This is a genomic window from Streptomyces sp. CBMA152 (assembly GCF_014596475.1).
GTDB lineage: Bacteria > Actinomycetota > Actinomycetes > Streptomycetales > Streptomycetaceae > Streptomyces.
The window spans coordinates 78,946-101,288 of the sequence record NZ_MECJ01000005.1 but is presented as its reverse complement, the minus strand read 5'-3'; the positions used below and the strand labels follow the sequence as shown (position 1 = coordinate 101,288).

General features: G+C 71.6%; 14 protein-coding genes. 7 read left to right on the top strand and 7 right to left on the bottom strand.

Annotation, left to right across the window (positions count from 1 at the left end; all coding sequences use genetic code 11):
- Window positions 1–78: 78 nt before the first annotated feature.
- On the top strand, window positions 79–6,411 hold the full coding sequence (locus tag BG418_RS05675) for a type I polyketide synthase (RefSeq protein ID WP_188272584.1): 6,333 nt from the start codon (window positions 79–81) through the stop codon (window positions 6,409–6,411).
- 128 nt (window positions 6,412–6,539) lie between these two features.
- Here the strand turns inward: BG418_RS05675 and BG418_RS05670 are convergent, their stop codons facing one another.
- From BG418_RS05670 to BG418_RS05660, 3 genes are all read right to left on the bottom strand, one after another.
- Window positions 6,540–7,586 carry an ACP S-malonyltransferase gene (locus tag BG418_RS05670; protein WP_317453522.1) on the bottom strand — a complete coding sequence of 349 codons (1,047 nt, stop codon included), beginning with the start codon at window positions 7,584–7,586 and terminating at the stop codon, window positions 6,540–6,542.
- Window positions 7,587–7,693: 107 nt separating this feature from the next.
- Window positions 7,694–8,542: an ABC transporter permease gene (locus tag BG418_RS05665; protein ID WP_188272583.1), complete on the bottom strand. Its 849-nt coding sequence runs from the start codon at window positions 8,540–8,542 to the stop codon at window positions 7,694–7,696.
- Window positions 8,539–9,513: an ABC transporter ATP-binding protein gene (locus BG418_RS05660; RefSeq protein WP_317453521.1), complete on the bottom strand. Its 975-nt coding sequence runs from the start codon at window positions 9,511–9,513 to the stop codon at window positions 8,539–8,541. Before BG418_RS05660 ends, BG418_RS05665 begins: the two co-directional genes overlap by 4 nt.
- 428 nt (window positions 9,514–9,941) lie before the next feature.
- Here BG418_RS05660 and rfbD point away from each other — a divergent pair, with 428 nt between their 5' ends.
- Genes rfbD through BG418_RS05630 form a run of 6 tightly spaced genes read left to right on the top strand, consistent with a single transcriptional unit; the run spans window position 9,942 to window position 15,609 of the window.
- Window positions 9,942–10,847, top strand: a complete 906-nt coding sequence (gene rfbD / locus BG418_RS05655) for a dTDP-4-dehydrorhamnose reductase (RefSeq protein WP_223184416.1) — start codon at window positions 9,942–9,944, stop codon at window positions 10,845–10,847.
- On the top strand, window positions 10,844–11,458 hold the full coding sequence (locus tag BG418_RS05650; protein ID WP_188272581.1) for a dTDP-4-dehydrorhamnose 3,5-epimerase family protein: 615 nt from the start codon (window positions 10,844–10,846) through the stop codon (window positions 11,456–11,458). The genes rfbD and BG418_RS05650 overlap by 4 nt, the downstream gene beginning before the upstream one ends.
- Entirely contained in the window at window positions 11,455–12,522 is a 1,068-nt protein-coding gene (locus tag BG418_RS05645) for a glucose-1-phosphate thymidylyltransferase (RefSeq protein WP_188272580.1), read from the top strand. The genes BG418_RS05650 and BG418_RS05645 overlap by 4 nt, the downstream gene beginning before the upstream one ends.
- Entirely contained in the window at window positions 12,519–13,505 is a 987-nt protein-coding gene (rfbB, locus tag BG418_RS05640) for a dTDP-glucose 4,6-dehydratase (RefSeq protein ID WP_188272579.1), read from the top strand. Before BG418_RS05645 ends, rfbB begins: the two co-directional genes overlap by 4 nt.
- Window positions 13,502–14,146 (top strand): thioesterase II family protein, encoded by a 645-nt coding sequence (locus BG418_RS05635; RefSeq protein ID WP_188272578.1) that lies wholly within the window; start codon window positions 13,502–13,504, stop codon window positions 14,144–14,146. The genes rfbB and BG418_RS05635 overlap by 4 nt, the downstream gene beginning before the upstream one ends.
- Before the next feature lie 59 nt (window positions 14,147–14,205).
- A complete protein-coding gene (locus tag BG418_RS05630; protein ID WP_188272577.1) occupies window positions 14,206–15,609 on the top strand; it encodes a class I adenylate-forming enzyme family protein in 1,404 nt (467 codons plus the stop codon).
- A gap of 94 nt (window positions 15,610–15,703) precedes the next feature.
- Here the strand turns inward: BG418_RS05630 and BG418_RS05625 are convergent, their stop codons facing one another.
- The 4 genes from BG418_RS05625 to BG418_RS05610 all read right to left on the bottom strand — a co-directional run bounded on the left by BG418_RS05625 (window position 15,704) and on the right by BG418_RS05610 (window position 22,194).
- Window positions 15,704–17,365 (bottom strand): NAD(P)/FAD-dependent oxidoreductase, encoded by a 1,662-nt coding sequence (locus BG418_RS05625; RefSeq protein WP_188272576.1) that lies wholly within the window; start codon window positions 17,363–17,365, stop codon window positions 15,704–15,706.
- A gap of 206 nt (window positions 17,366–17,571) precedes the next feature.
- Entirely contained in the window at window positions 17,572–18,279 is a 708-nt protein-coding gene (locus BG418_RS05620; RefSeq protein WP_188272575.1) for a 4'-phosphopantetheinyl transferase, read from the bottom strand.
- Window positions 18,276–19,199 (bottom strand): metallophosphoesterase, encoded by a 924-nt coding sequence (locus tag BG418_RS05615; RefSeq protein WP_188272574.1) that lies wholly within the window; start codon window positions 19,197–19,199, stop codon window positions 18,276–18,278. The genes BG418_RS05620 and BG418_RS05615 overlap by 4 nt, the downstream gene beginning before the upstream one ends.
- Entirely contained in the window at window positions 19,180–22,194 is a 3,015-nt protein-coding gene (locus BG418_RS05610; RefSeq protein ID WP_188272573.1) for a LuxR family transcriptional regulator, read from the bottom strand. The genes BG418_RS05615 and BG418_RS05610 overlap by 20 nt, the downstream gene beginning before the upstream one ends.
- Between the last annotated feature and the right edge of the window lie 149 nt (window positions 22,195–22,343).

Sequence of the window (22,343 nt, the reverse complement as noted above, 5' to 3'; positions counted from 1 at the left end):
CGGATACCCCGACGTGACGGCTCGGCTCCGCCGTGCCGACGGCTCTGCCTTTCTGGCTTCTGTACGAGGGATGCACGCATGAATGAGGAAAAGCTCCGGTACTTCCTGAAGCGGGTGACGGCCGATCTCCACGAGACGCGCCGCCGTCTCCAGGAGGTCGAGTCGGAGGAGCGGGAGCCGATCGCGATCGTCGGGATGGCCTGCCGGTACCCGGGCGGCGTCGAGTCGCCCGAGGACCTGTGGCGACTGGTCTCCGAGGAGACGGACGCCATCACCCCCTTCCCCGCCGACCGGGGCTGGGACATGGGGCGGCTGTTCGACGAGGACCCCGACGGGCAGGGCACGAGCTACGTGCAGGAAGGCGGCTTCCTGCACGAGGCCAACCGGTTCGACCCGACCTTCTTCGGGATCTCGCCGCGCGAGGCCCTGGCCATGGACCCGCAGCAGCGTCTCCTACTGGAGACGTCGTGGGAGGCGTTCGAGCGGGCGGGCATCGACCCGGCCGCTGTGCGCGGCAGCCGTACGGGCGTCTTCGCAGGCGTCATGTACAACGACTACGGCACTCTGCTGCACCGCGCCCCCGACGGGCTGGAGGGCTATATGGGCACCTCCAGCTCGGGCAGTGTCGCCTCGGGCCGGGTCTCGTACACCTTCGGCCTCGAAGGGCCCGCGGTCACGGTCGACACGGCCTGCTCGTCCTCCCTCGTCACGCTGCACCTCGCGGTGCAGGCGCTGCGCAACGGCGAGTGCGATCTCGCGCTGGCCGGCGGCGTCACCGTGATGGCCACGCCGGGAACGTTCGTCGCCTTCAGCCGCCAGCGCGGCCTCTCGGGGGACGGCCGCTGCAAGCCGTTCTCCGCCGACGCCGACGGCACGGCGTGGGGCGAGGGCGTCGGCATGCTGCTCGTCGAGCGGCTCTCCGACGCGCGGGCGAAGGGCCATCCGGTCCTGGCGATCGTGCGTGGTTCGGCGATCAACCAGGACGGTGCGAGCAACGGCCTCACGGCTCCGAACGGTCCGTCTCAGCAGCGGGTGATTCGTCAGGCGTTGGCCAGTGCGGGTCTGTCGGCTGCTGAGGTGGATGTCGTCGAGGCGCACGGTACGGGTACGACGTTGGGTGACCCGATCGAGGCGCAGGCGTTGTTGGCGACGTATGGCCGGGAGCATTCGGATGAGAGTCCGTTGTGGTTGGGTTCGGTGAAGTCGAACTTCGGTCATACGCAGGCGGCGGCGGGTGTCGCGGGCATCATCAAGATGGTCGAGGCGATCCGGCACGGGGTTCTTCCCCGATCGTTGCATGCGGGTGAGCCGACTCCGCATGTCGACTGGTCGGCGGGTGCGGTCTCGCTTCTCGACGAGTCCATGCCGTGGCCGGAGACGGGTCGTCCGCGTCGTGCGGGTGTGTCGTCGTTCGGTATCAGTGGTACGAACGCGCACACGATCATCGAGCAGGCTCCGGAGGAGTTTGCTGCTGTTGAGGGTGATGAGCAGCCTGTTGGTTGTTGGCCGTTCGTGTTGTCGGCGAAGTCGGCGGATGCGTTGCGTGGGCAGGCGGCGCGGTTGCGGTCGCGTGTGGAGGGTGCTTCTGGGGTGCGTCCGGTGGATGTGGCGTTCTCGCTGGCTGCCAGGCGGGCTTCGTTCGATCACCGTGCGGTGGTCGTGGCGGGGGACCTGGAGGACCTGCTGCGTGGTCTGGCCGCGTTGGAGTCGGAGGGAACGGCCTCTGGTGTGGCGCGGGGTGAGGTGAGCGCTGGGAAGCTGGCGTTCCTGTTTACTGGTCAGGGGAGTCAGCGGTTGGGGATGGGGCGTGAGCTGTATGACGCGTATCCCGTGTTCGCGGAGGCGTTGGACGCGGTCGCCGCTCATCTTGAAGTCCCGTTGAAGGATGTGCTGTTCGGGGACGATGCGGGTCTGGTGGACCGTACGGAGTTCACTCAGCCTGCGTTGTTCGCGGTTGAGGTGGCGTTGTTCCGTCTGGTGGAGTCGTGGGGTGTGAAGCCCGACTTCCTGGCGGGTCACTCCATCGGTGAGATCGCGGCCGCCCATGTCGCCGGGGTGTTCTCGCTGGAGGACGCGTGCGCGCTGGTTTCGGCGCGTGGTCGTCTGATGCAGGCGTTGCCCGGTGGCGGTGTCATGATCGCCGTCCAGGCGTCGGAGGACGAGGTCCTGCCGCACCTCACCGACGGTGTGTCCATCGCCGCGATCAACGGTCCTCAGTCGGTGGTCATCGCGGGTGACGAGGACGCCGCGCTCAAGATCGTCGCGCAGTTCCCGGACCGTAAGTCGAAGCGGCTGACGGTTAGTCACGCCTTCCACTCACCGCACATGGACGGCATGCTCGCCGACTTCCGCAAGGTCGCCGAGGGGCTGTCGTACGAGTCGCCGCGTATCCCGGTCGTCTCGAACCTGACCGGCGCTCTGGTCTCGGACGAGATGGCGTCGCCCGACTTCTGGGTGCGTCATGTCCGTGAGGCGGTTCGTTTCCTCGACGGCATCCGCGCGCTCGAAGCGGCCGGTGTCACCACCTACCTCGAACTCGGCCCCGACGGAGTCCTCTCCGCCATGGCCCAGGGCTGTGTCACCGGCGGCGATGCCGCCTTCGTGCCGCTCCTGCGTTCCGGCCGTGACGAGGCCGCGAGTGCCGTCGCGGCCCTCGGGCAGGCGCACATCCGTGGCTTCGCCGTCGACTGGGAGGCGTACTTCTCCGGTACCGGCGCCCAGAGTGTCGACCTGCCGACGTACGCCTTCCAGCAAGAGCGCTACTGGATCGACGTGCCCCCGGCCCCCGCCGGTGACGTCGCCTCCGCCGGGCTCGGCCCGGCCGGACACCCGCTGCTGGGCGCGGTCGTCGAACTGCCCGACTCCGAAGGACTGCTGTTCACCGGCAGGCTCTCCCTCCACAGCCACGCCTGGCTGGCCGATCACGCGGTGGCGGGCGCGGTCCTGCTGCCCGGCACCGCCTTCGTGGAGCTGGCTCTGCAGGCCGGGTGGCGGGTCGGCTGCGAGGTGTTGGAGGAGCTGACCCTCGAAGCGCCGCTGGTGCTCCCGGAGCGGGACGGCATCCAGCTGGTGGTCTCGCTGGACGCCCCGGACGACACGGGCCGGCGCGCGCTCCAGGTGCACTCGCGCCCCGAGAACCCGGGCGACGAGGACGGCCAGGACCAGGACGTGGCGTGGACGCGGCACGCGAGCGGGGTGCTCGGTGCGGCCGGGAGCCCGGCCGCACCGGACGTGGCGGGCCTGGAGGTCTGGCCTCCCGCGGGCGCCGAGCCGCTCGAAGCGGACGATCTGTACGACCGGTTCGCCGCCGGCGGGTTCGCCTACGGCCCGGCGTTCCGCAATCTGCGGGCGGCGTGGCGGCGGGGCGACGAACTCTTCGCCGAGCTGGTGCTGCCCGAGGGCCCGCGCACCGAGGCCGCCCACTTCGGCGTGCACCCGGCACTGCTGGACGCGGGGTTGCACGGCATCGCGCTCGCAGGCGGCTTCCTCGCGGGCGAGGACACGGCGCAGGGCGGGAACGACGGCCGGATCCGGTTGCCGTTCTCCTTCAGCGGGGTCGGCCTGCACTCGGCCGGCGCGGGCGCGCTGCGGGTGCGGCTGGCTCCCGCCGGCTCCGGCGCGGTGTCCCTCACGGCATGCGACGAACAGGGCGCGCCGGTCGTGTCGGTGGAGTCGCTGCTGTTGCGGGTGCTCGACCCGGCGCGGTTGCGCTCGGACCGGCCGGTGTTCCACGAGTCGCTGTTCCGGCTGGAGTGGACCCCGCTCCGCGCGGAGTCCGCTGCCCAGAGCGGCCATTGGGCCGTGGTCGGCGCCGACACCCTGGGCCTGGAGTCCGGCCTGCGGGGCGCGGGTGCCACCGTCGACGGGTACGCGGACCTGTCCGCGCTCGCGGGCGTGGTGGCGGCGGGCAAGCCGCTGCCGGACACGGTGCTGGTCTCGTACGGGTTCCCCGGCAGCGAGAACACCGAGAACACCGGCGACATAGCCGAAGCCGCCCGGCGGGCGGCCCGTGATGTGCTGGAACTGGTGCAGAACTGGCTGGCCGAGGAGGCCCTCACCGGGGCCCGGCTGGCCGTGGTCACTCGGGGCGCGGTCGAGGCCCGCCCGGGCGAGGGCGTGCCGGACCTGGCCCACGCGGCCGTGTGGGGCCTGCTGCGGTCCGCGCAGTCGGAGAACCCCGGGCGGTTCGTGCTGCTCGACCTCGACGCGTCCGCCGGGGAAGCCGGGGCCGCGGATCTCGCCCCGCTGCTGGCCGCCGCCATGGCGGTCGGGGAACCTCAGATCGCCGTGCGCGACGGTGCCCTGCGTGCCGCGCGCCTGGCCCGTGTCCCCGCCACCGCGCCGGACCACGAGCCGGAGCCGGAGACGGCACCCGCGGCGCAGGCCCCGGCCCTGGCGCCTGGGGGCACCGTCCTCATCACCGGCGGCACGGGCGCCCTCGGCAGTCTCCTCGCCCGGCACCTCGTCACCCAGCGGGGCGTGCGGCATCTGCTGCTGACCAGCCGGCGCGGAGCCGACGCCCCCGGCGCCGCCGCACTCGTCACCGAACTGCGGGAACTGGGCGCCGAGGTGAGCGTCGCCGCCTGCGACGTGGCCGACCGGGAGGCACTGGCCGCGCTGCTGGCGAACATCCCTGCCGCGCACCCGCTCACCGCCGTCGTGCACACCGCGGGCCACCTCGACGACGGGCTCGTACCGTCGCTGACCCCGCAGCGCGTCGACACGGTGCTGCGTCCCAAGGCGGACGCGGCACTGCACCTGCACGAGCTGACCCGGGGACTGGACCTAGCGGCGTTCGTCCTGTTCTCCTCGGCGGCCGGCACGCTCGGCAACCCGGGGCAGGCCAACTACGCGGCGGCCAACACGTTCCTGGACGCCCTCGCCCAGCACCGGCGCGCGGCGGGGCTGCCCGCGGTGTCGCTGGCCTGGGGACTGTGGGACCAGCGCAGTGAGATGACCGGTGAGCTCGGCGACGCCGACGTCCAGCGGATGGCGAAGGCCGGGCTCGCCCCGCTCTCCGCCACCGAGGGCCTGGCCCTCTTCGACACGGCCCTCGCCCTCACCGCGGCCGAGGACGCGGCGGGCGAGAACAACGGCGCCGTCCTCGTCGCCATGCGGCTGGACACCGCCCCCCTGCGGGCCCAGGCGGACGCCGGGGCGCTGCCGCCCGTCTTCCGCGGCCTGGTGCGCGGCGGCCCCCGCCGGGCCACCGCGCAGCAGCCGGCGGGCTCCACGGCTGCGGCCTCCGCGCGGCTTCTCGCCGGCCTGTCCGGGCTGACCGAGGAGGAACAGGAGCACAGCCTGCTCGATGTGGTGCGCACCCAGGTCGCCGCCGTACTCGCCTACCCGTCGCCGGACGCGGTGGGCGAGTCCCAGGAGTTCCTGGAGCTGGGCCTGGACTCGCTGACCGCCATCGAGTTGCGCAACCACCTGAACGCGGCGACCGGCCTCCGGTTGTCCGCCGCCCTCCTCTTCGACTTCCCCACGCCGGCCCTCGTCGCGCGGCAGCTGCGCGTCGAACTCGCCGGTGCCCTCGGCGGCGCGAGCACCCCCGTGAACGCGGCCGACGGCATGGAGGAGGAGACGGCGGGGGTGTTCGGGGCGATGCTCCAGGAGGCCGGTGCGCAGGGCGCGTCCGGTGAGTTCATGGAACTGCTCATGCAGGCGTCACGGTTCCGGCCGTCGTTCGCCTCGTCCGCCGAACTGCGCAAGGCGCCGGGCCTGGTGCGGCTCGCTCGCGGGGACGGCGGTCCGGCCCTGGTCTGCTTCTCCTCGATCCTGTCGATCTCGGGGCCGCACCAGTACGCGCGCTTCGCCTCCGCCTTCCGCGGTCGCAGGGACGTCTGGGCGCTCGGCGCGCCCGGCTTCCTGCGGGGCGAACAGCTCCCCTCGACCACGGAGGCGGTGATCGAGGCGCAGGCCGAAGCGGTGCTGAAGCAGACCGGCGGCGCGCCGTTCGTGCTCCTTGGCCACTCCTCGGGCGGCATGCTCGCCCACGCGGTGGCCGGGAAGCTGGAGAGCGCGGGAGTCTCCCCCGAGGCCCTGGTGATGATCGACATCTACTCGCACGACGACGACGCCATCGTGGGCATCCAGCCGGGTCTCTCCCAGGGGATGGACGAGCGGCAGGACACCTATGTGCCGGTCGACGACAACCGGCTGCTGGCGATGGCCGCGTACTTCCGGCTCTTCGGCGGCTGGAAGCCGGAGACCATCAGGACGCCGACGCTGCTCGTACGGGCCGGTGAGCAGTTCTTCGACTGGACCCGGGCCACGGACGGCGACTGGCGGTCCTACTGGGACCTGGAGCACACCGCCCTGGACGTGCCCGGCAACCACTTCACCATGATGGAGGAGCACGCCCCGACGACCGCCGGGGCCGTCGAGGAGTGGCTCGCCACCCGGCGCTGACCGGCCGGCGGCAGGAGGCGGAAAACCACAAGGGCCGGGCCCCACCGATGCGGTGGGGCCCGGCCCTCGTCGCGCGGGACGGTCCGCGGCTCACGAACCAGGACGCCCCGCGCTGTCGGGGCGGCGCGTCAGGCGGCGCGTCCGGCGCGCTGCGGGCGCGGCTCCCGGGCCCGCTTCTTGGGCAGCCCGACCGCGACGACCTCGAAGGTGTCCTTGGTGAGGTCCAGCCGGCGGAAGAGGTTGTCCGGGCCGGTCACGCACACCGTGCCCACGCCCAGCTCCGTGAGCGACTTCACCACACTCGGCCAGTGGATCGGCCGGTCGAACGTGTCCAGCATCATCGTGCGCATCCCGGTGGCGTCCCGTACGACCGTGCCGTCCTGGTCGGCGACCACGGGCATGGCCGGGTCGGCGAGCTCGTAGGCGCCGAACACCTCCTCCTCGGCCTTGCGGCGCAGCGCCGAGAACGCCGCCGCGTGGACCGGGGGCCGCATCGAGTACATGGAGTAGCCGCCGGCCGCGCTGATCGCCGCCTTCAGCCCATCGAGTTCCTTCTCCTGTACGGACACCATGTGGAAGCCCGCGTCCAGTCGGCCGGAGATGTCGTACCAGGCGCCGCGGTCGTCCAGGCCGGCGAGGATCTCGTCCAGCCGCTCCTGCGGGGTGCGGACGAAGGAGTGCGTGACGACGTCCTCGTAGGCGCCGGAGAAGTACTCCTCCTCGCAGCGGGCCAGCTCCACGGTGAGCCGTACGACGTCCGCGAAGGGCAGCGAGCCGACGAAGGCGGCGGCGGCCTTCTGGCCGAAGCTGGGGCCGGTGCAGACGGTGGGGGAGATGCCGAGGGTGTCCAGAGCGCGGTCCGCCATCGCCATCGAGTTCACCAGGAAGGCGACCTGCGAATGGACGGAGTAGTCCTCCTCGGCCGTGCGGAACCGGTCGAAAACCGAATAGCCGAGTGCTTCGTCGGCCTCCGCGAGCCGTTGCCGTGCATAGGGGTCCATGAGCAGGAATTTCCCGACCTCGGCGAAAGCCGAGGGGCCCATGCCGGGAAATACGATCGCGGTCGCGGTGCGCTCGGCCGAAGAACCGGGCTCACTTGCCGCCGCGATACCTGCGGGGGCGGTACCGTCCGCGCCCGTGGACGCGGTCGCGGGAATCTGGTCGGAATCGCTCATAATCCGTGAATGCCTTTGCTTCCGGGATGAAGAAATGGCCTCGCACGCGGCCACGCGCGGGTGCGCGCGGCCGCCTGCGAGGCCGGGAAAGAAAACCGGGGGGTCGGTCAGTCCTGCGCCCTGCGGTGGAAACCCTTGATGCCGATCAGTCCGAAGACCACGATCGCGCCGGTCAGGGCGAGCAGATCGACCCACAGCGGGATGGAGGACGGGCCGCCCGGCGGCAGCATCAGGTCGCGGATGCCCTCGCTGACATAGGTCAGCGGATTGATCGCGCACAGCACCTGGAACCAGGGGATGGACGACAGGCCGTGCCAGGTGAACTGGGTGCACCCGGTGAACATCAGGGGGGTCAGCGTCACGGCGAAGATGACGCTGATGTGCCGGGGCGGTGCCAGGGTGCCGATCGTCAGCCCCACCGTGCTGCCCGCGAGAGCGCCCATCACCAGCACGCCCAGCGTGGCCGCGAAGCTGTCCATCGGCCAGGAGGCGTGGTCCAGGATCAGGAAGCCGACCGGGATCATCACCAGCGAGGCGATGAGCCCGCGCAGCGCGCCGAAGACCAGCTTCTCGATGGCGACCAGGCTGGTCGGGATCGGAGCGAGCAGCCGGTCCTCGATCTCCTTGGTCCACGAGAAGTCGATCACCAGTGGCAGCGCGGTGTTCTGCAGGCTGACCAGGAAGCTGTTGAGCGCGACCACGCCGGGCAGCAGCACCTGCTGGAACCCGCCGCTGGTGTAGCCGAGTTCCCCCAGGACCTTGCCGAAGACGAAGAGGATGAAGAACGGCTCCACGAGCACCTGGGCGAGGAAGGGGCCCAGTTCGCGGCCGGTGACGAAGATGTCCCGCCACAGGATGAAGAAGAACGTACGGGTCACCGTGCGCACGTCGGAGCGCGCGGGGCGCAGCTCCGCGGGGAAGTCGGCGACCTCGGCGGGCAGGGCGGTGGCCGTCATCGCAGCTCCCGGCCGGTGAGTTCGATGAAGACGTCCTCCAGGGACGCGGTGCCGACGCTCATGTCCTTGATGTCACAACTCGCTTCCGTCAGGGCCGTGATGGCGAGGGGCAGTACCGCGCCGGACGGCGCGTCGCTGTAGAGGCGCAGCCGGACGGCGGTGGGGGAGCCGTCCGCCGCGCCGCCCTCCTCCAGGAGCACCCGCTCGACGCGCTCGACGGCCTCGATCTTCTCCAGGAGCCGCACGACGCCTTCGGGGTCCAGCTCCGCGGGCTGCACGGTGAGCGTGAGGGCGGTGCTGCTCAGGCTCTCCATCAGCGCCTGCGGTGTGTCGAGGGCGAGCAGCCGGCCGTGGTCGACGATGCCCACGCGGTCGCAGAGCTTGGCGGCCTCGTCCATGTCGTGCGTGGTCAGGACCGTGGTCACGCCGCGCGCGCTCAGCTCGGCGACCCGCTCGTGGATGAAGAGCCGTGCCTGCGGGTCGAGTCCGGTGGCCGGCTCGTCGAGGAAGAGCACCTCGGGGCGGTGCATCAGCGCCCGGGCGATCATCACCCGCTGGGCCTGTCCGCCTGAGAGCTCGTCGCCGCGGGACTTGCCCCGGTCGGCGAGCCCCACCCACTCCAGGCACTCGTCGGCGAGCCGGCCGCGCTCGGCCCGGCCCATGCCGTGGTACCCGGCGTGGAAGAGGAGGTTCTGCCGCAGCGTCAGCGACCGGTCGAGGTTGTTGCGCTGGGGTACGACGGCGAACGCGCGGCGCGCCTGCGCCGGATGGGCCACGACGTCGACGCCCTGGACGAAGGCGCGCCCCGCCGTGGGGGCCACCCGGGTGGTGAGGATGCCTATGGTCGTGGTCTTGCCCGCACCGTTCGGACCGAGGAATCCGAAGACCTCGCCCCGGCGGACCGAGAAACTCAGGCCGTCCACCGCGGGGTGATCACGTCCCGGGTATTTCTTGACCAGTCCATCGACCACGACGGCGGAATCCACGGGTCGTTTAAGGTTCATTTACGCCTGCGAATCAAGCGGGACGCGGCAACGGCGGCCCGGGATTCGCACAGGAAGTCGCGTGACCGGCCGCGCGTCGAGCGCCGACTGAATGGGACACAGAAATGGTGCAGAGCCTTTCTAACATGCGGGGCCGGGCAGTGGTCCAACTCTGCGGCCGCCTAGGGGGAATGAGGGAATCTTAGGGGGGATTAGGGGGTGCGCGGAGAGTGGCGAAGGTCGCGCGGGGACGCCTGCATCATCAGGGAAAACCTTTTCGGCGAAGGGAGTTGCGGTTCCGCCGAGAATGCCCATAGCATCGGCGCGTGATTGCGCCGAATTGCTATTCGCAAAACAAGGCGTCGGCGTATCCTGCGCCAGCGGACTTTCCGGTGGATCCCGGTTCCCTGCGGTGGATGGTGATCGGCGCGACCGGCATGCTCGGCGGCGAGGTGGCCGCTCAACTCGCGGCCCACGGCGCGGATCCCGTACGGGCCGGCCGGGCGGAGGCCGACCTCACCGACCCCGCGGCGGTCGCCTCGGCCGTGGCCGACTGCCGCCCCGACATCGTCGTCAACTGCGCCGCCTGGACCGCCGTCGACCTCGCCGAGAGCGAGGAGGAGGCGGCCCTGGAGGTCAACGGCAGGGGGCCGGGCCACCTCGCCCGCGCCTGCGCCGCCGTCGGCAGCAGACTCCTGCACGTCTCCACCGACTACGTCTTCGCCGGCGCCCCGGCCGACGCCGGCCGCGCCTACCCCGAGGACTTCCCGACCGACCCGCGCACCGCGTACGGGCGCACCAAACTCGCTGGCGAGCGCGCCGTCCTGGCCGGACTCCCCGGCCGCGCGGCGGTGGTGCGCACGTCCTGGCTCTACGGACGCGACAGCGGTGGCTTCGTGCACACCATGGCCCGCCTCGCCCGGGAGGCGGAGCGGACCGTGGAGGTGGTCGACGACCAGCACGGGCAGCCCAGTTGGGCACCCGATGTCGCCGCCCGGCTGATCGCGCTGGGCGCCCTGCCCGCCGACCGCGCCCACGGCGTCTTCCACGCGACGGGGGCGGGCCGCACCACCTGGCACGCCCTGGCCCGTGAGGTGTTCCGGCTGACCGGTCACGACCCCGAGCGGGTGCGCGCCATCGACAGCTCCCGGCTGAACCGGGCCGCTGTCCGCCCCGCGTGGAGCGTGCTCGGCCACGAACGGTGGGCCGCCGCCGGGCTGGGGCCGATGCGTCACTGGCAGGCCGCCCTCACCGAAGCCCTCGCGGCAGCCCACCCTCCCCCCACCGCGGATTCCGCCGACCGAAAGGCTGCTCAAGGGTGAAACCCCTGTCGATAGAGGGGGCCTGGCTGTACGAGCCGACCCTCCACACCGACGAGCGGGGCACGTTCCTGGAGACGTTCCGGAACGCGGACTTCCAGCTCGACACCGGTCGCCGTCTCGAACTGGCCCAGGTCAACCACTCCGTGTCCCGACGCGGCGTCATACGCGGCGTGCACTTCGCCGACGTGCCGCCCGGCCAGGCCAAATACGTCACCTGTGTACGCGGCGCCGTGCGCGATGTGATCGTGGACCTGCGCACCGGCTCGCCCACCTACCGTGCGTGGGAGGCCGTCGAACTCGACGACCGCGACCACCGGGCGGTGTTCCTCTCCGAGGGCCTGGGGCACGCCTTCCAGGCGGTCACCGACGATGCCGCCGTCATCTATCTGACGACGTCCGGCTACGACCCGGGCCGTGAGCACGGTATCGACCCGCTCGACCCCGACCTGGGCATCGCCTGGCTCCCCGGCGTCGCACCGCTGCTGTCCGCCAAGGACGCGGCGGCCCCCACCCTTGCGGCGGCCGAGGCCGCGGGCCTGCTGCCCGCTTACGAGGACTGCGTACGGCACGTGTCCTCGCTCGCCACCCCACCAAGCGAGGAGACCCCGTGAAGGCGCTCGTCCTGGCGGGGGGATCCGGCACCCGCCTGCGCCCCCTGACCCACACGTCGGCCAAACAGCTCGTGCCCGTGGCCAACAAGCCCATCCTCTACTACGTCCTGGAGGGCATCGCCGACGCGGGCGTCACCGATGTCGGCATCATCGTGGGCGACACGGCCGAGGAGATCCGGGCCGCCGTCGGTGACGGCTCCCGCTTCGGCATCAGCGTCATGTACATCCCGCAGCACCAGCCGCTCGGCCTGGCCCACGCCGTACGCATCGCGCGGGACTGGCTGGGCGACGACGACTTCGTCATGTACCTGGGCGACAACTTCCTGTTCGGCGGGATCAGCGCGCAGCTGGAGGAGTTCCGCACCCGCCGCCCGGCCGCTCAGATCATGCTCACCCAGGTGCCCAACCCCTCCTCCTTCGGCGTCGTCTCCCTGGACGCGACGGGCCGGGTCGTCGCCCTGGAGGAGAAGCCGGAGTTCCCCAAGAGCGATCTCGCCCTGGTCGGCGTCTACTTCTTCACCGCCGCCGTGCACGCCGCCGTGGACGCCATCAAGCCCTCCGCCCGCGGCGAGCTGGAGATCACCGACGCCCTCCAGTGGCTGCTCGAACAGGGCCTGGACGTCACCTCCTCCACCGTCAACGGCTTCTGGAAGGACACCGGCAACGCCATCGACATGCTGGAGGCCAACCGCTCCGTCCTCGACGGCATCACGCCCTACTGCGCGGGCACCGTCGACGAGGAGAGCGAACTGGTCGGCCGGGTGGTCGTCGAGGAGGGGGCGGTGGTCACCGCCTCACGGATCGTGGGGCCCGTGATGATCGGCCGCGGCACTCATGTGGAGGGCTCCTACATCGGGCCGTTCACCTCCGTGGCGGAGAACTGCCGGGTCGTCGACAGCGAGATCGAGTACTCCATCGTGCTGGCCGGCGCGGCCATCGACGGCGTGGGCCGCATCGAGGCCTCGCTGATCGGCAGGCAGGTGGAGGTCACCCCCGCCCCCCGCACCCCCCAGGCCCACCGCCTGATCCTCGGCGACCACAGCAAGGTGCAGATCCGTTCATGAACATCCTGATCACGGGAGCGGCCGGCTTCATAGGCTCCCACCTCGTACGCTCGATCCTGGGGCCCGGCAAACCGCTGGGTGACGACATACGCGTCACCGTCCTGGACAAGCTCACCTACGCGGGCAACCGGGCCAACCTCGCCCCCGTCGAGAACGAGCCCGGCTTCTCCTTCGTCCACGGCGACATCACCGACGCGCCGCTGGTCGACCGGCTGATGGCAGCCCACGACGCCGTGGTGCACCTGGCGGCGGAGTCGCACGTCGACCGCTCCATCGAGCAGGCCGACGCCTTCGTGCGCACCAACGTGCTCGGCACCCACACGCTCCTGGAGGCCGCGCTGCGGCACGGCACCGGCCCCTTCGTGCACGTGTCGACCGATGAGGTGTACGGCTCGGTGCCGGTGGGCTCATCGGTGGAGAGCGACATCCTCGCCCCCAACTCGCCCTACTCCGCGTCCAAGGCGTCCAGCGACCTGCTCGCGCTGTCCTACCACCGCACCCACGGCCTCGACGTACGGGTGACCCGCTGCTCCAACAACTACGGCCCCCACCAGTACCCGGAGAAGGTGATCCCGCTCTTCGTCACCCGCCTGCTGACCGGCGGTACGGTCCCGCTCTACGGCGACGGCGGCAACGTCCGCGACTGGCTGCACGTCGACGACCACTGCCGCGGGCTGCTGGCCGTCCTGACCGGGGGCCGCGCCGGTGAGACGTACAACATCGGCGGCGGCACCGAGCTGAGCAACAAGGAACTCACCGGGCTGCTGCTGGAGGCCTGCGGCGCGGGCTGGGACCGGGTCGAGCACGTCACCGACCGCAAGGGCCACGACCGGCGCTACTCCGTGGACTGGACGAAGATCCGTACCGAGCTCGGCTACACCCCGGTCCACGACTTCACCGAGGGACTGGCGCGAACGGTCGCCTGGTACCGGGAGAACCGGCCCTTCTGGGCGACGCCCGAAGCCGGGCTGCCGAGCGCATGACCTATGGGCGCACCGAGTGCTCCACCAGGGAGACCACCCCCGCCGACGTCAGCCTGATCCAGATCCGGCAGCCGGCGGTCACCAGCAGCTACCGCATGATCTGCTTCCCGGGCTCGCGGAACTCCGCGGACTACTACCTCGCCATGTCCGAACTGCTGCTGCCCACCGTGGAACTGCTCACCGTGCAGTACCCCGCCCTGACCGCCGAGGAGGAGGCCGGGGGCGAGGCCGGGGCCGCACTCGTCGACAAGATCTTCGAGGCGGTCCGGGACTGGACGGACCGCCCGCTCGCCCTCTTCGGCCACCGCCTCGGCGCCGAACTGGCCTTCCGGGTCGCCCAGCGCCTGGAGCGGGAGACCGACGCGGGACCGCTGACGTTATTCGTCTCCGGCCGGACGGGACCGGGCCACGGGGGCAGCCTCGGGCCGCCCGCGCTCAACTGCCGCGTGGTCGCGCTCACCGGCGACCACGACCCGGCCGCACCGCTGACGGGCGTACGCACCTGGCGGCGGTGCACGGCCGGCCGCTTCGACCTGGAGGTCTTCCCCGGCACCCGGGGCTACCTCGACTCCCACCGTCGCGAGGTCGTCAACCTCGTGCACGACCAGCTGATCTCGTACCAGGAACCCGCCCCCGACTGACCGCGGGCGGGACCCGACCGAACCTCCCATCGTGTGAAGCTAAGGACTGAGTGCGACCGATGACCGCGAAGATCTTTGCAGCCGACTCGGTGCGGCCCGTCGACCAATTCGAACAGGACGCCCTCCGGGTCGCCGACGTGATCCGCGAAGGCGGTATCGGGCTCGGCGACCGGGTCATGCTGAAGGCCGGCAACTCGGCCGCCTATGTCTGTGTGCTGTACGCGCTGATGCACGTCGGCGCCTCGATCGTCCTCGTCGACCAGCAGGAGCACGTCGAGGAGACCCGGCGCATCGCCCTGCGCACCGGCGTCAAGGCCACCTACGTCGACGACGAGACGCCCATCGACGACGAAGCCGATCCCATCCACCTGTACGAGCTGATGGTCGCGACCGACGGCCGTGACCCCCTCGACAGCGTCCTGTCGTTCGACGCCTGGGGCGAGCTGCCCGACGGCCTGATCATGTGGACCTCGGGCTCGACCGGCTCCCCCAAGGGCGTGGTGAAGTCCGGCGGCAAGTTCCTGCGCAACCTGCAGCGCAACGCGGACCAGGTCGGCCATCGCGCCGACGACGTCCTGATGCCGCTGCTGCCCTTCGCCCACCAGTACGGCCTGTCGATGGTGCTCATCGCCTACCTGACGCGCTGCTCACTGGTGATAGCCCCCTACCGCCGACTCGACCGCGCCCTGCGGATGGCCCGCGACTGCGGGGTCACGGTCATCGACGCCACGCCCTCCAGCTACCGCTCCATCCTGGGCCTGGCCACCCGCAAGCCCGCGCTGCGCGCCCATCTGACAGGTGTGCGGATGTTCTGCGTCGGCGCGGCCCCGCTCGACGCGCCGCTGGTGGAGAGCTACGTCGAGGAGTTCGGCCTGCCGCTCCTCGACAGCTACGGCTCCACCGAGCTGGGCAACATCGCCTTCGCCACGCTGGAGAATCCCGTCTCCTGCGGCCGCCCCATGGAGGGGATCTCGCTGCGGATCGTCGACGAGGACGGCAACCTGGTGCCCGCGGGCCGGGCGGGCGAGATCGAGGTCGACACTCCCGACGCGCTCGAAGGGCAGATCGCCGACGACGGCACCGTCGTGCGCGCCGCCACGGGCTGGCAGACCACCGGCGACCTCGGATACCTCGACGCGCAGGGCAACCTCTTCGTCCTGGGCCGCAAGTTCGCCGTGCACCGCATGGGTTACACGCTCTACCCCGAGCTGATCGAGCGGAAGGTGGCCGCCGAAGGCTGCCCCACCCGGATCGTGCCGCTGCCCGACGAGCGGCGCGGCTCCCAGCTGGTCTTCTTCGTCGAGGACGACCAGCAGCGCGACGCCGCCTACTGGCGGGAGCGGCTGTGCGCCCTGCTGCCCACCTACGAGCAGCCCAACAGGGTCGTCGTGCTGGAGCAGTTCCCGCTCAACCGCAACGGCAAGCCGGACAAGAAGCAGCTGACGAAGATGGCCGCCGAGTAGGGGTGGTACGACGGCGGCGCCCCCCACCCGGAGGTGGGGGGCGCCGCCGTCGTCATGTCACCGCACCCGGACGGGCACGGTGACCGTGTTCCGCTCAGTCGTCGTAGGGGAGTTCGACCGGAGCCAGGGTGTCGAAGAGGTCACCGGGCCCGGGGTTGTCCGGATGCGTGGCACCGCCCAGGTGGTCCAGTACGCCCCACACCGCGTTGAGCGCCGTGGTGACCGCGCCCTCCGCGAAGCCGGCCGTCCAGGAGACGTCGTCGCCGCAGAGGAAGAAACCGCGCTGCTCCGCGGGCAGCCCGCCCTGCATGAACTGGGTGAACAGCCGCCGCTGGTACCGGTAGTGACCGGGCAGGTTGGACTTGAACGCGCCCATGAAGTGCGGCTCGCTCTCCCAGGTGATGGCGACCGGATCACCGATGACGTGGGCGCGGATGTCGACGCCGGGATAGATCGCGCCGAGCTTCTCCAGGAGCACGTCCAGGCGCTCCGCCGCGCTGAGCGTCGCCATCTTCAGCGAATCGTCGTTCCACGTGTACGACAGGCACATCACGCCCGGCCCGTCCGGCCCCTCGTCGAAGAGGTAGACCCCGCGGGGCATCCGGTCGGTGAGGGTCATGCTCATCACCGGTGCGCCCGTGCGGGGGTCCGTGTCGTGCCAGAACGGCCGGTCCGTCAGGACGAACAGCTTGGAGGCACCCATGTAGTGGGTGCGCTCGACCGCCGTCCACAGCGGTGCGCTCAGCAGTGCCGGGTCGGTGCGCACCCGGTTGAGCAGCGTCCACACATGCGGGGTGTAGACGACCGCGGCGTACCGCTCCCGCCGGCCCCGTACGTCGGTGACCGTGAAACCGTCGCCGTCACGGGCCACTTCCCGCACTCCCGGCCGGGCCGTGCCGCCGTGCAGGGAGGCCAGGGAGGTGCCCGCAGGCCAGTGCGCACAGTCCGCCGGGGCGTGCTCCCACAGCCCGCGCGGCACCTGCTGGGAGCCGCCGGCGATGCTGACCTGGTGGTCGTCGGCGTCGGTGTAGATCACCCGCAGGATCTCCAGCACCGAGTTGGGGAAGTCGGTGTCCCAGCCGCCGGTGCCGAACCCCACCTGTCCGAAGATCTCGCGGTGCCGGAAGGACCGGAAGGACGGGCTGGTGGCCAGGAACCCGTAGAAGGACTCGTCGTCGAACTCCCTGACCAGCCGGTTCCAGACCTGCTTCAGCGTCTCGACGTCCCGCCGCGCGATGGCGTCCCGCACGGTGACGAGCTCCGCCCGCTCGTGCAGGGCCTTCTCCCAGGCGGTGGCCACCTCCTGGTAGACGTCCGGCAGCATGTCCGCGACGCTGACCCGGTGCCGTTCGCCCTCCAGGTCGATGAGGGTGCTCGGGGTGCTCGCCGCCAGCGGGTTGGGGAAGGGGCTGGTGCGCAGCCCCAGCAGGTCGACGTAGTGGAAGAGCGAGCGGGCGGAGAGGGGGAAACGCATCGCCCCCATCTCCGCCACGCGGTCGGGCTGCCCGGCGAAGGGCACCGACCGCATCCGGCCGCCCAGTTGCTCCGCCTCGTACACGACCGGGCGCAGTCCCAGCCGCATCAGTTCATAGGCGGCGGTCATTCCCGCCATTCCGCCGCCGACCACGGCCACCGGTGTCCCGGCGCGTTCCGGCGGGAGTGTGCCCAGGCCGGCCGGATGATGCAGCCAGCCGTCGTAGGAGAAAGGGAAGTCCGGCACGAGCATGGTGACCGCGGCCGGGCTGGCTGACGTCATCTGGAATACCTCTCGGGCCGATTCGGCGCGTTTCAAGGGAACCGGAGAGATTCCGATCGGAGCCGGAAATCACGACGTCGAGCCGGACCCTGAACGGCGGGTCAGCGCGTGGCTGTACGCGGTCGTGCCGGTAAATCCACGCTAGGGAGCGGCAGTTGACGCGGCAACCCCTATTCACCCTCGTAACAGCCGGTGCCCGGAAGGTTTTACGGAGTGACCGGACGGAAGGAGGGCAGCGTGATGGCCGTCACAACAATGCCGCGATCCGAGAGCCAGCGGCCGGTGAATGAATTCACCGGCCGTCCGTCGGGGCCCCGTTCGGGGCGCAGAATACGCGCGGTGAAGGTCCCCTGCGGTCGGCCCTCGGCGCCGCCGGAGTCCCGGGAGGAGATGTCGGTGAACGAGATGTCGGCCTCGTCGAAATCCAACTCGGTGCCCAGCAGCGGAAACCAGGTCTTGTACACCGCCTCCTTCGCGCTGAACAGCAACCGGTCCCGGTGTACGCGCGCCCCCGGGCCCGCGGCCCGGACCCAGGCCAGTTCGCCGGGTAGCGCGATCGACTCCAGCACGCCGTCCGGCAGCGGCAGATCGGGTTCGGCGTCGATCCCGATCATCGCCAGGTCCGTGTCCCGCGCGAGCACCGCCGCCCGGTAGCCGTCGCAGTGGGTCATGCTGCCCACCACTCCGTCCGGCCACCGGGGTGCGTTGCGCCTGCCGGGCAGGACGGGGGAGGGCGGCAGTCCCAGCTGCGCGAGAGCGCGCCGGGCGCACGCCCGCACCGTGGTGAACTCCTCGCGGCGCTTGGGCACCGAGCGGGCGATCAGCGCCTCCTCCTGCGGATGGAGGGTGGCGGAGGTGTCCGGCCCGAAGGACTCGCTCGCGGTGGCCGCCGCCGGCAGCAACGCCTCGATCATGCCCGCGCCTCCCGCGCTTCCTTGTCGCCGGCCTCGGGCTCCGGCGTGTACGGCAGGATCTGCCGCAGCAGGCCCTTGGGGTGGCCGCGCCGGCGCCACTCGCGCGGATAGCCGATCGACACCTCCTCGAAGCGCACCCCGTCGTACCAGGTGGTGCGGGGGATGTGCAGATGTCCGTACACCACGGCCGCGGTGGGGAACCTGCGGTGCCAGTCGGCGGTCAGGACCGTTCCGCACCACTGCGCGAACTCCGGGTGCCACAGCACATCCGTGGGCTCCCTCACCAGCGGGAAGTGGTTGACCAGCACCAACGGCACCGAGGGATCGTGCGCCACCAGCCGCCGCCTGGTCTCGGCCACCCGGGCCCGGCACCAGTCGTCCCGGGTGCGGTGGGGGTCGGGGTGGAGCAGGTACTCGTCCGTGCACACCACGCCCGCCTCGTGCGCCTTGGCCAGCGACTCCTCCTTGGTCGCGGTGCCCGCCACCCGGAACGTGTAGTCGTACAGCAGGAACAGCGGCGCCACCGCGACCGGACCGCCCGGCCCCCGCCACACCGGCCAGGGATCCTCCGGGGTCAGCACGCCGAGCCGTCGGCACATCTCGACGAGATACCGGTAGCGCTCCTCACCGCGCAGCGTCACCGTGTCCTCGCGCGGGGTCCACAGTTCATGGTTGCCCGGTGCCCAGATGACCTTGGCGAACCGCCCGGCCAGCAGACCCAGTGCCCACTCGATGTCCTCGGTCAGTTCGCCGACGTCCCCGGCCACGATCAGCCAGTCCTGCGGGTGGGAGGGGTGCAGCGACTCGGTGATGGGCCGGTTGTCGGCCATCCCGATGTGGAGGTCGCTCACCGCGAGCAGCCGGGGACCCGGCGGTACGGCTGCGGTGGGGGCGACGGGGTCACGCGGTGTGTGCGACATCGATGTCCAAACTGACAGGCAGGTCCTGGCGATGAGTGATGTTGATCTTCCGGTAGACCCGGGTCAGATGCTGCTCCACGGTCGAGACGGTGATGCAGACCTTCTCCCCGATCTCCCGGTTGGTGTAGCCGTGTGCGGCCAGGGCCGCGACCCTGCGTTCCGCCTCCGTCAGGGAGGCGACCGCCGGGGCCTGCGGCAGCGCGCTCTCCGTCTCCGCGGTGGCGGAGCGGGACGGCGCCGGCTGCGCCGTCTGCCCGGTCTGGAGGGAGCGGTACAGCTCCTGCGCGCCGCAGCTCTCGGCGATCCGCCACGCGCGGCGCAGGTGCAGCTTGCTCCGGGCCGGGTCGCCGAGTTGCTTGTACGCCTGCCCGAGGTCGCTCAGCGCGCGCGCCAGCCCGTACCAGTCGCCCTCCCTCTGCAGGAGTGTGACGGCCTTGGCGAGCAGGGCGGGGCGCTCGTCGAGCGGGCGGGCCCCCGCGAGCACCCGCAGTGTCAGGCCGCGTACCCGCGGCCCGGTGTCCCCGGTCAGCTGCTCCCGGGCGAAACGTTCCGCCTGTTCGTGGCCGCCCAGCGCGAGCCAGGTCTCCGCGACCCCGACCCGCCAGGGCGCCAGCGTCGAGCGGTCCATGCGCCAGCGCCGCATCAGCTCACCGCAGGCCACGAAGTCGGTCAGCGCCGCGTGGTGGCGGCCGGTGGCCAGCTGGTGCCGGCCGCGCGCGTGCAGATAGTGCAGCCCGTAGCGCGTCCGGAACATCTCCTCGGGCACCGGCCGGTCCACCAGCTCCGCCGCCGCCTCGTGGTCGCCCATCGCGGTGCTGACCTCGATGAGGGCGGAGAGCGGCATGCCGATGCCCACCCCCCAGGCCTGCGGGGGCAGTTGATCCAGCGACTGTTCCGCCAGCCGCCGGGCCTGCGCCAGCTGACCCCGGCGCAGCGACATATGGGCGCGGGTGCCGCGCAGGGTCGCCGCCCACCCCGGCGCACCGCGGTCCGTGGCCTCCGCCAGCAGCCGGTCGGCCCACTGCGTCGCCGTGCTCAGCCGGTCCGCGTACATGAGCGCCATCAGGCACGCCCGCACCCCGGGGGCGGTCTCCTCGGTCAGCCGGGTGCTGCTCAGTATCCGCTCGGCCCGGTCGGCGAAGTCCTCGTCCGCCGCGCCGGTCCCCGTGCCGGCCGGCCGGGTCGCGCCGTTCAGTACGCCGTACAGCGCTGTCGCCGCCGTCGGCCGGCTGTCCTCGGACGCCGCCGGCGGGAACCCGCTGCTATGCACGGGGGTCAGCAGGCCGCCGACCTGATCCAGGACTGCCGGATAGGTGCTGGCCAGGGTCAGCCGCAGCTGCCACAGCTCTGCGGCGAGCGTGGCGTCGGGGGCGTCCGGCAGGGCATCGACGACCTGGCGGATCGCGGTCGCCGCGTCGTCCACCCAGCCGTTCCACAGCAGATCGCACACCAGCTTCAGCGTGTCGGCGGGCGGCAGCCGGCCGGAACGCATGGCTCCGGTCAGCGACTTCACCTGCTGGGGCCACGCCCACGGCTCGACCCGCCAGATGAACTTGGCCAGCGTCGCCTGCAGCAGCATCCGCTCGTCCTCGTCCCGGCAGCAGCTCTCCGCCATCCGCAGACAGCGCACCGCGAGCCCGACCCGCTGCGTGGCGAGGGCCGCGTGGGCGGCCTCCCGCAGCACCCGCGGCACCCACTCCTCGTCGGGAGCGTGGCTCTCGTGGCCCAGCAGCTGGGCCGCCACCACCAGGGGCGCCGCCCCGGCCTCGTACAGCAGCCGCGCGGCGCGCCGGCGCAGCCCCGGCACCGCGTCGTCGGCAAGGCTCTCCACAATGGCCGCCTGCACGCGGCCGTGCCGGAACCGGGCCCCCTGAAGGATGCCCGCGTCCGCGAGCGAGGCCACCACCTGCCGGACGGTCCGCTCGTCCGCCCCCACCAGCCGCGCCAGGAGCGACGGCGCGTCGGCGCTGCCGAGGAGGGCGACCCCCTGCGCGATCCGCAGGCCGTCCGCGCCCGTGCGGTGCACGTAGATCAGCGCGCTGCGCAGGAAGTGCTCGCCCGCGTACGGCGGCCCGTCGGGTGCGTCGGCATGCTCCGCCGCATGGGCATCCGCCCCGAGGGGCGGCGTATCCGTGCGGCCCGTGCCGTCCGGCGGGGTGGACCGCTGCCGGCCGCGGTGATCCTCCAGGAATCCCTGTACGAGCAGCGGGTTGCCACCCGTGGCGGCGTGCAGGGAGGCGGCCGGCGTGCCCGTGGGCGCGCTCTCGTCCTGGGTGTTGTCGAGGGGAACGGCCGTTGTCCCCAAGGCCGAGTGGTTCGCGCTCCCGGCCGCGGCGCCCAGCAGCCGGCCGACCCCCGCGACGCTCAGCGGACCCACCTGGATGTGCAGCCCGCGCGGCGGGTGGAGCAGTTGCCACAGGAGTTGCGAGGGTGCGCCGCCCGCGTCCGGGCCGTGCGTGACGATCAGCGCCCCCACGGCGGCGCGGCGCAGCGCGTACGCCAGGCAGTGCAGCGACTGAGGATCGGCGTACTGCACGTCGTCGACGGCGATGAGGACCTTTTCGTGCGCGCCGAGTTCGGCGAGCTGCGCGTCGAAGCCGCGGAGGATCTCGGTGGGGACGGGCGCCGCGTCGTACAACCCGTCGGTGGTCAGGTCCGCCTGTGCGGCGATCGCGTCGCGGGCGGCGCTCACCTCGTCGTACGACCGGGTCTGCGACGGCGGACGTCCGGCGGCGGTCCGGGGGGCGTCGCGGAGCAACTGCTCCACCACACCGAACGGAATGCGTTGTTCCGCAGGGGAGGTGACGGCGCTCAGCACTGTGGGGCCCGTGTCCGCCGTCTGTTCCAGTACGCGATTGAGGAGTGCCGTCTTGCCCGACGCCACCGGCCCGCTGATCACGGCGATCCGGCCGGCCCCCTCGGTGAATCGCGACGCTGTGCCGGGGGCGCCGAATATGAAGGAGGTAAGCTTTTCGATCTGTTCATCCCGCTCCACCAACACAGCTGTAAAAGCCTCCCCGAGGTGATGTGGCGTACGGCAGGGTGTGATTTACGCAACCTCGCCGGTCGCGCTGGTCAGGCGCGCGGGAAAAAGTCCGTCAACGCCTCGGAAGCACAGGCGAATTCGCAGCGCTCACCAAGGGC

Bases quoted from the DNA above. Each gene is read 5' to 3' on its own strand.
- BG418_RS05675 (WP_188272584.1), top strand. From the start codon at position 79: ATGAATGAGGAAAAGCTCCGGTACTTCCTGAAGCGGGTGACGGCCGAT.
- BG418_RS05670 (WP_317453522.1), bottom strand. From the start codon at position 7,586: ATGAGCGATTCCGACCAGATTCCCGCGACCGCGTCCACGGGCGCGGAC.
- BG418_RS05665 (WP_188272583.1), bottom strand. From the start codon at position 8,542: ATGACGGCCACCGCCCTGCCCGCCGAGGTCGCCGACTTCCCCGCGGAG.
- rfbD (WP_223184416.1), top strand. From the start codon at position 9,942: ATGGTGATCGGCGCGACCGGCATGCTCGGCGGCGAGGTGGCCGCTCAA.
- rfbB (WP_188272579.1), top strand. From the start codon at position 12,519: ATGAACATCCTGATCACGGGAGCGGCCGGCTTCATAGGCTCCCACCTC.
- BG418_RS05635 (WP_188272578.1), top strand. From the start codon at position 13,502: ATGACCTATGGGCGCACCGAGTGCTCCACCAGGGAGACCACCCCCGCC.
- BG418_RS05630 (WP_188272577.1), top strand. From the start codon at position 14,206: ATGACCGCGAAGATCTTTGCAGCCGACTCGGTGCGGCCCGTCGACCAA.
- BG418_RS05625 (WP_188272576.1), bottom strand. From the start codon at position 17,365: ATGACGTCAGCCAGCCCGGCCGCGGTCACCATGCTCGTGCCGGACTTC.
- BG418_RS05620 (WP_188272575.1), bottom strand. From the start codon at position 18,279: ATGATCGAGGCGTTGCTGCCGGCGGCGGCCACCGCGAGCGAGTCCTTC.
- BG418_RS05615 (WP_188272574.1), bottom strand. From the start codon at position 19,199: ATGTCGCACACACCGCGTGACCCCGTCGCCCCCACCGCAGCCGTACCG.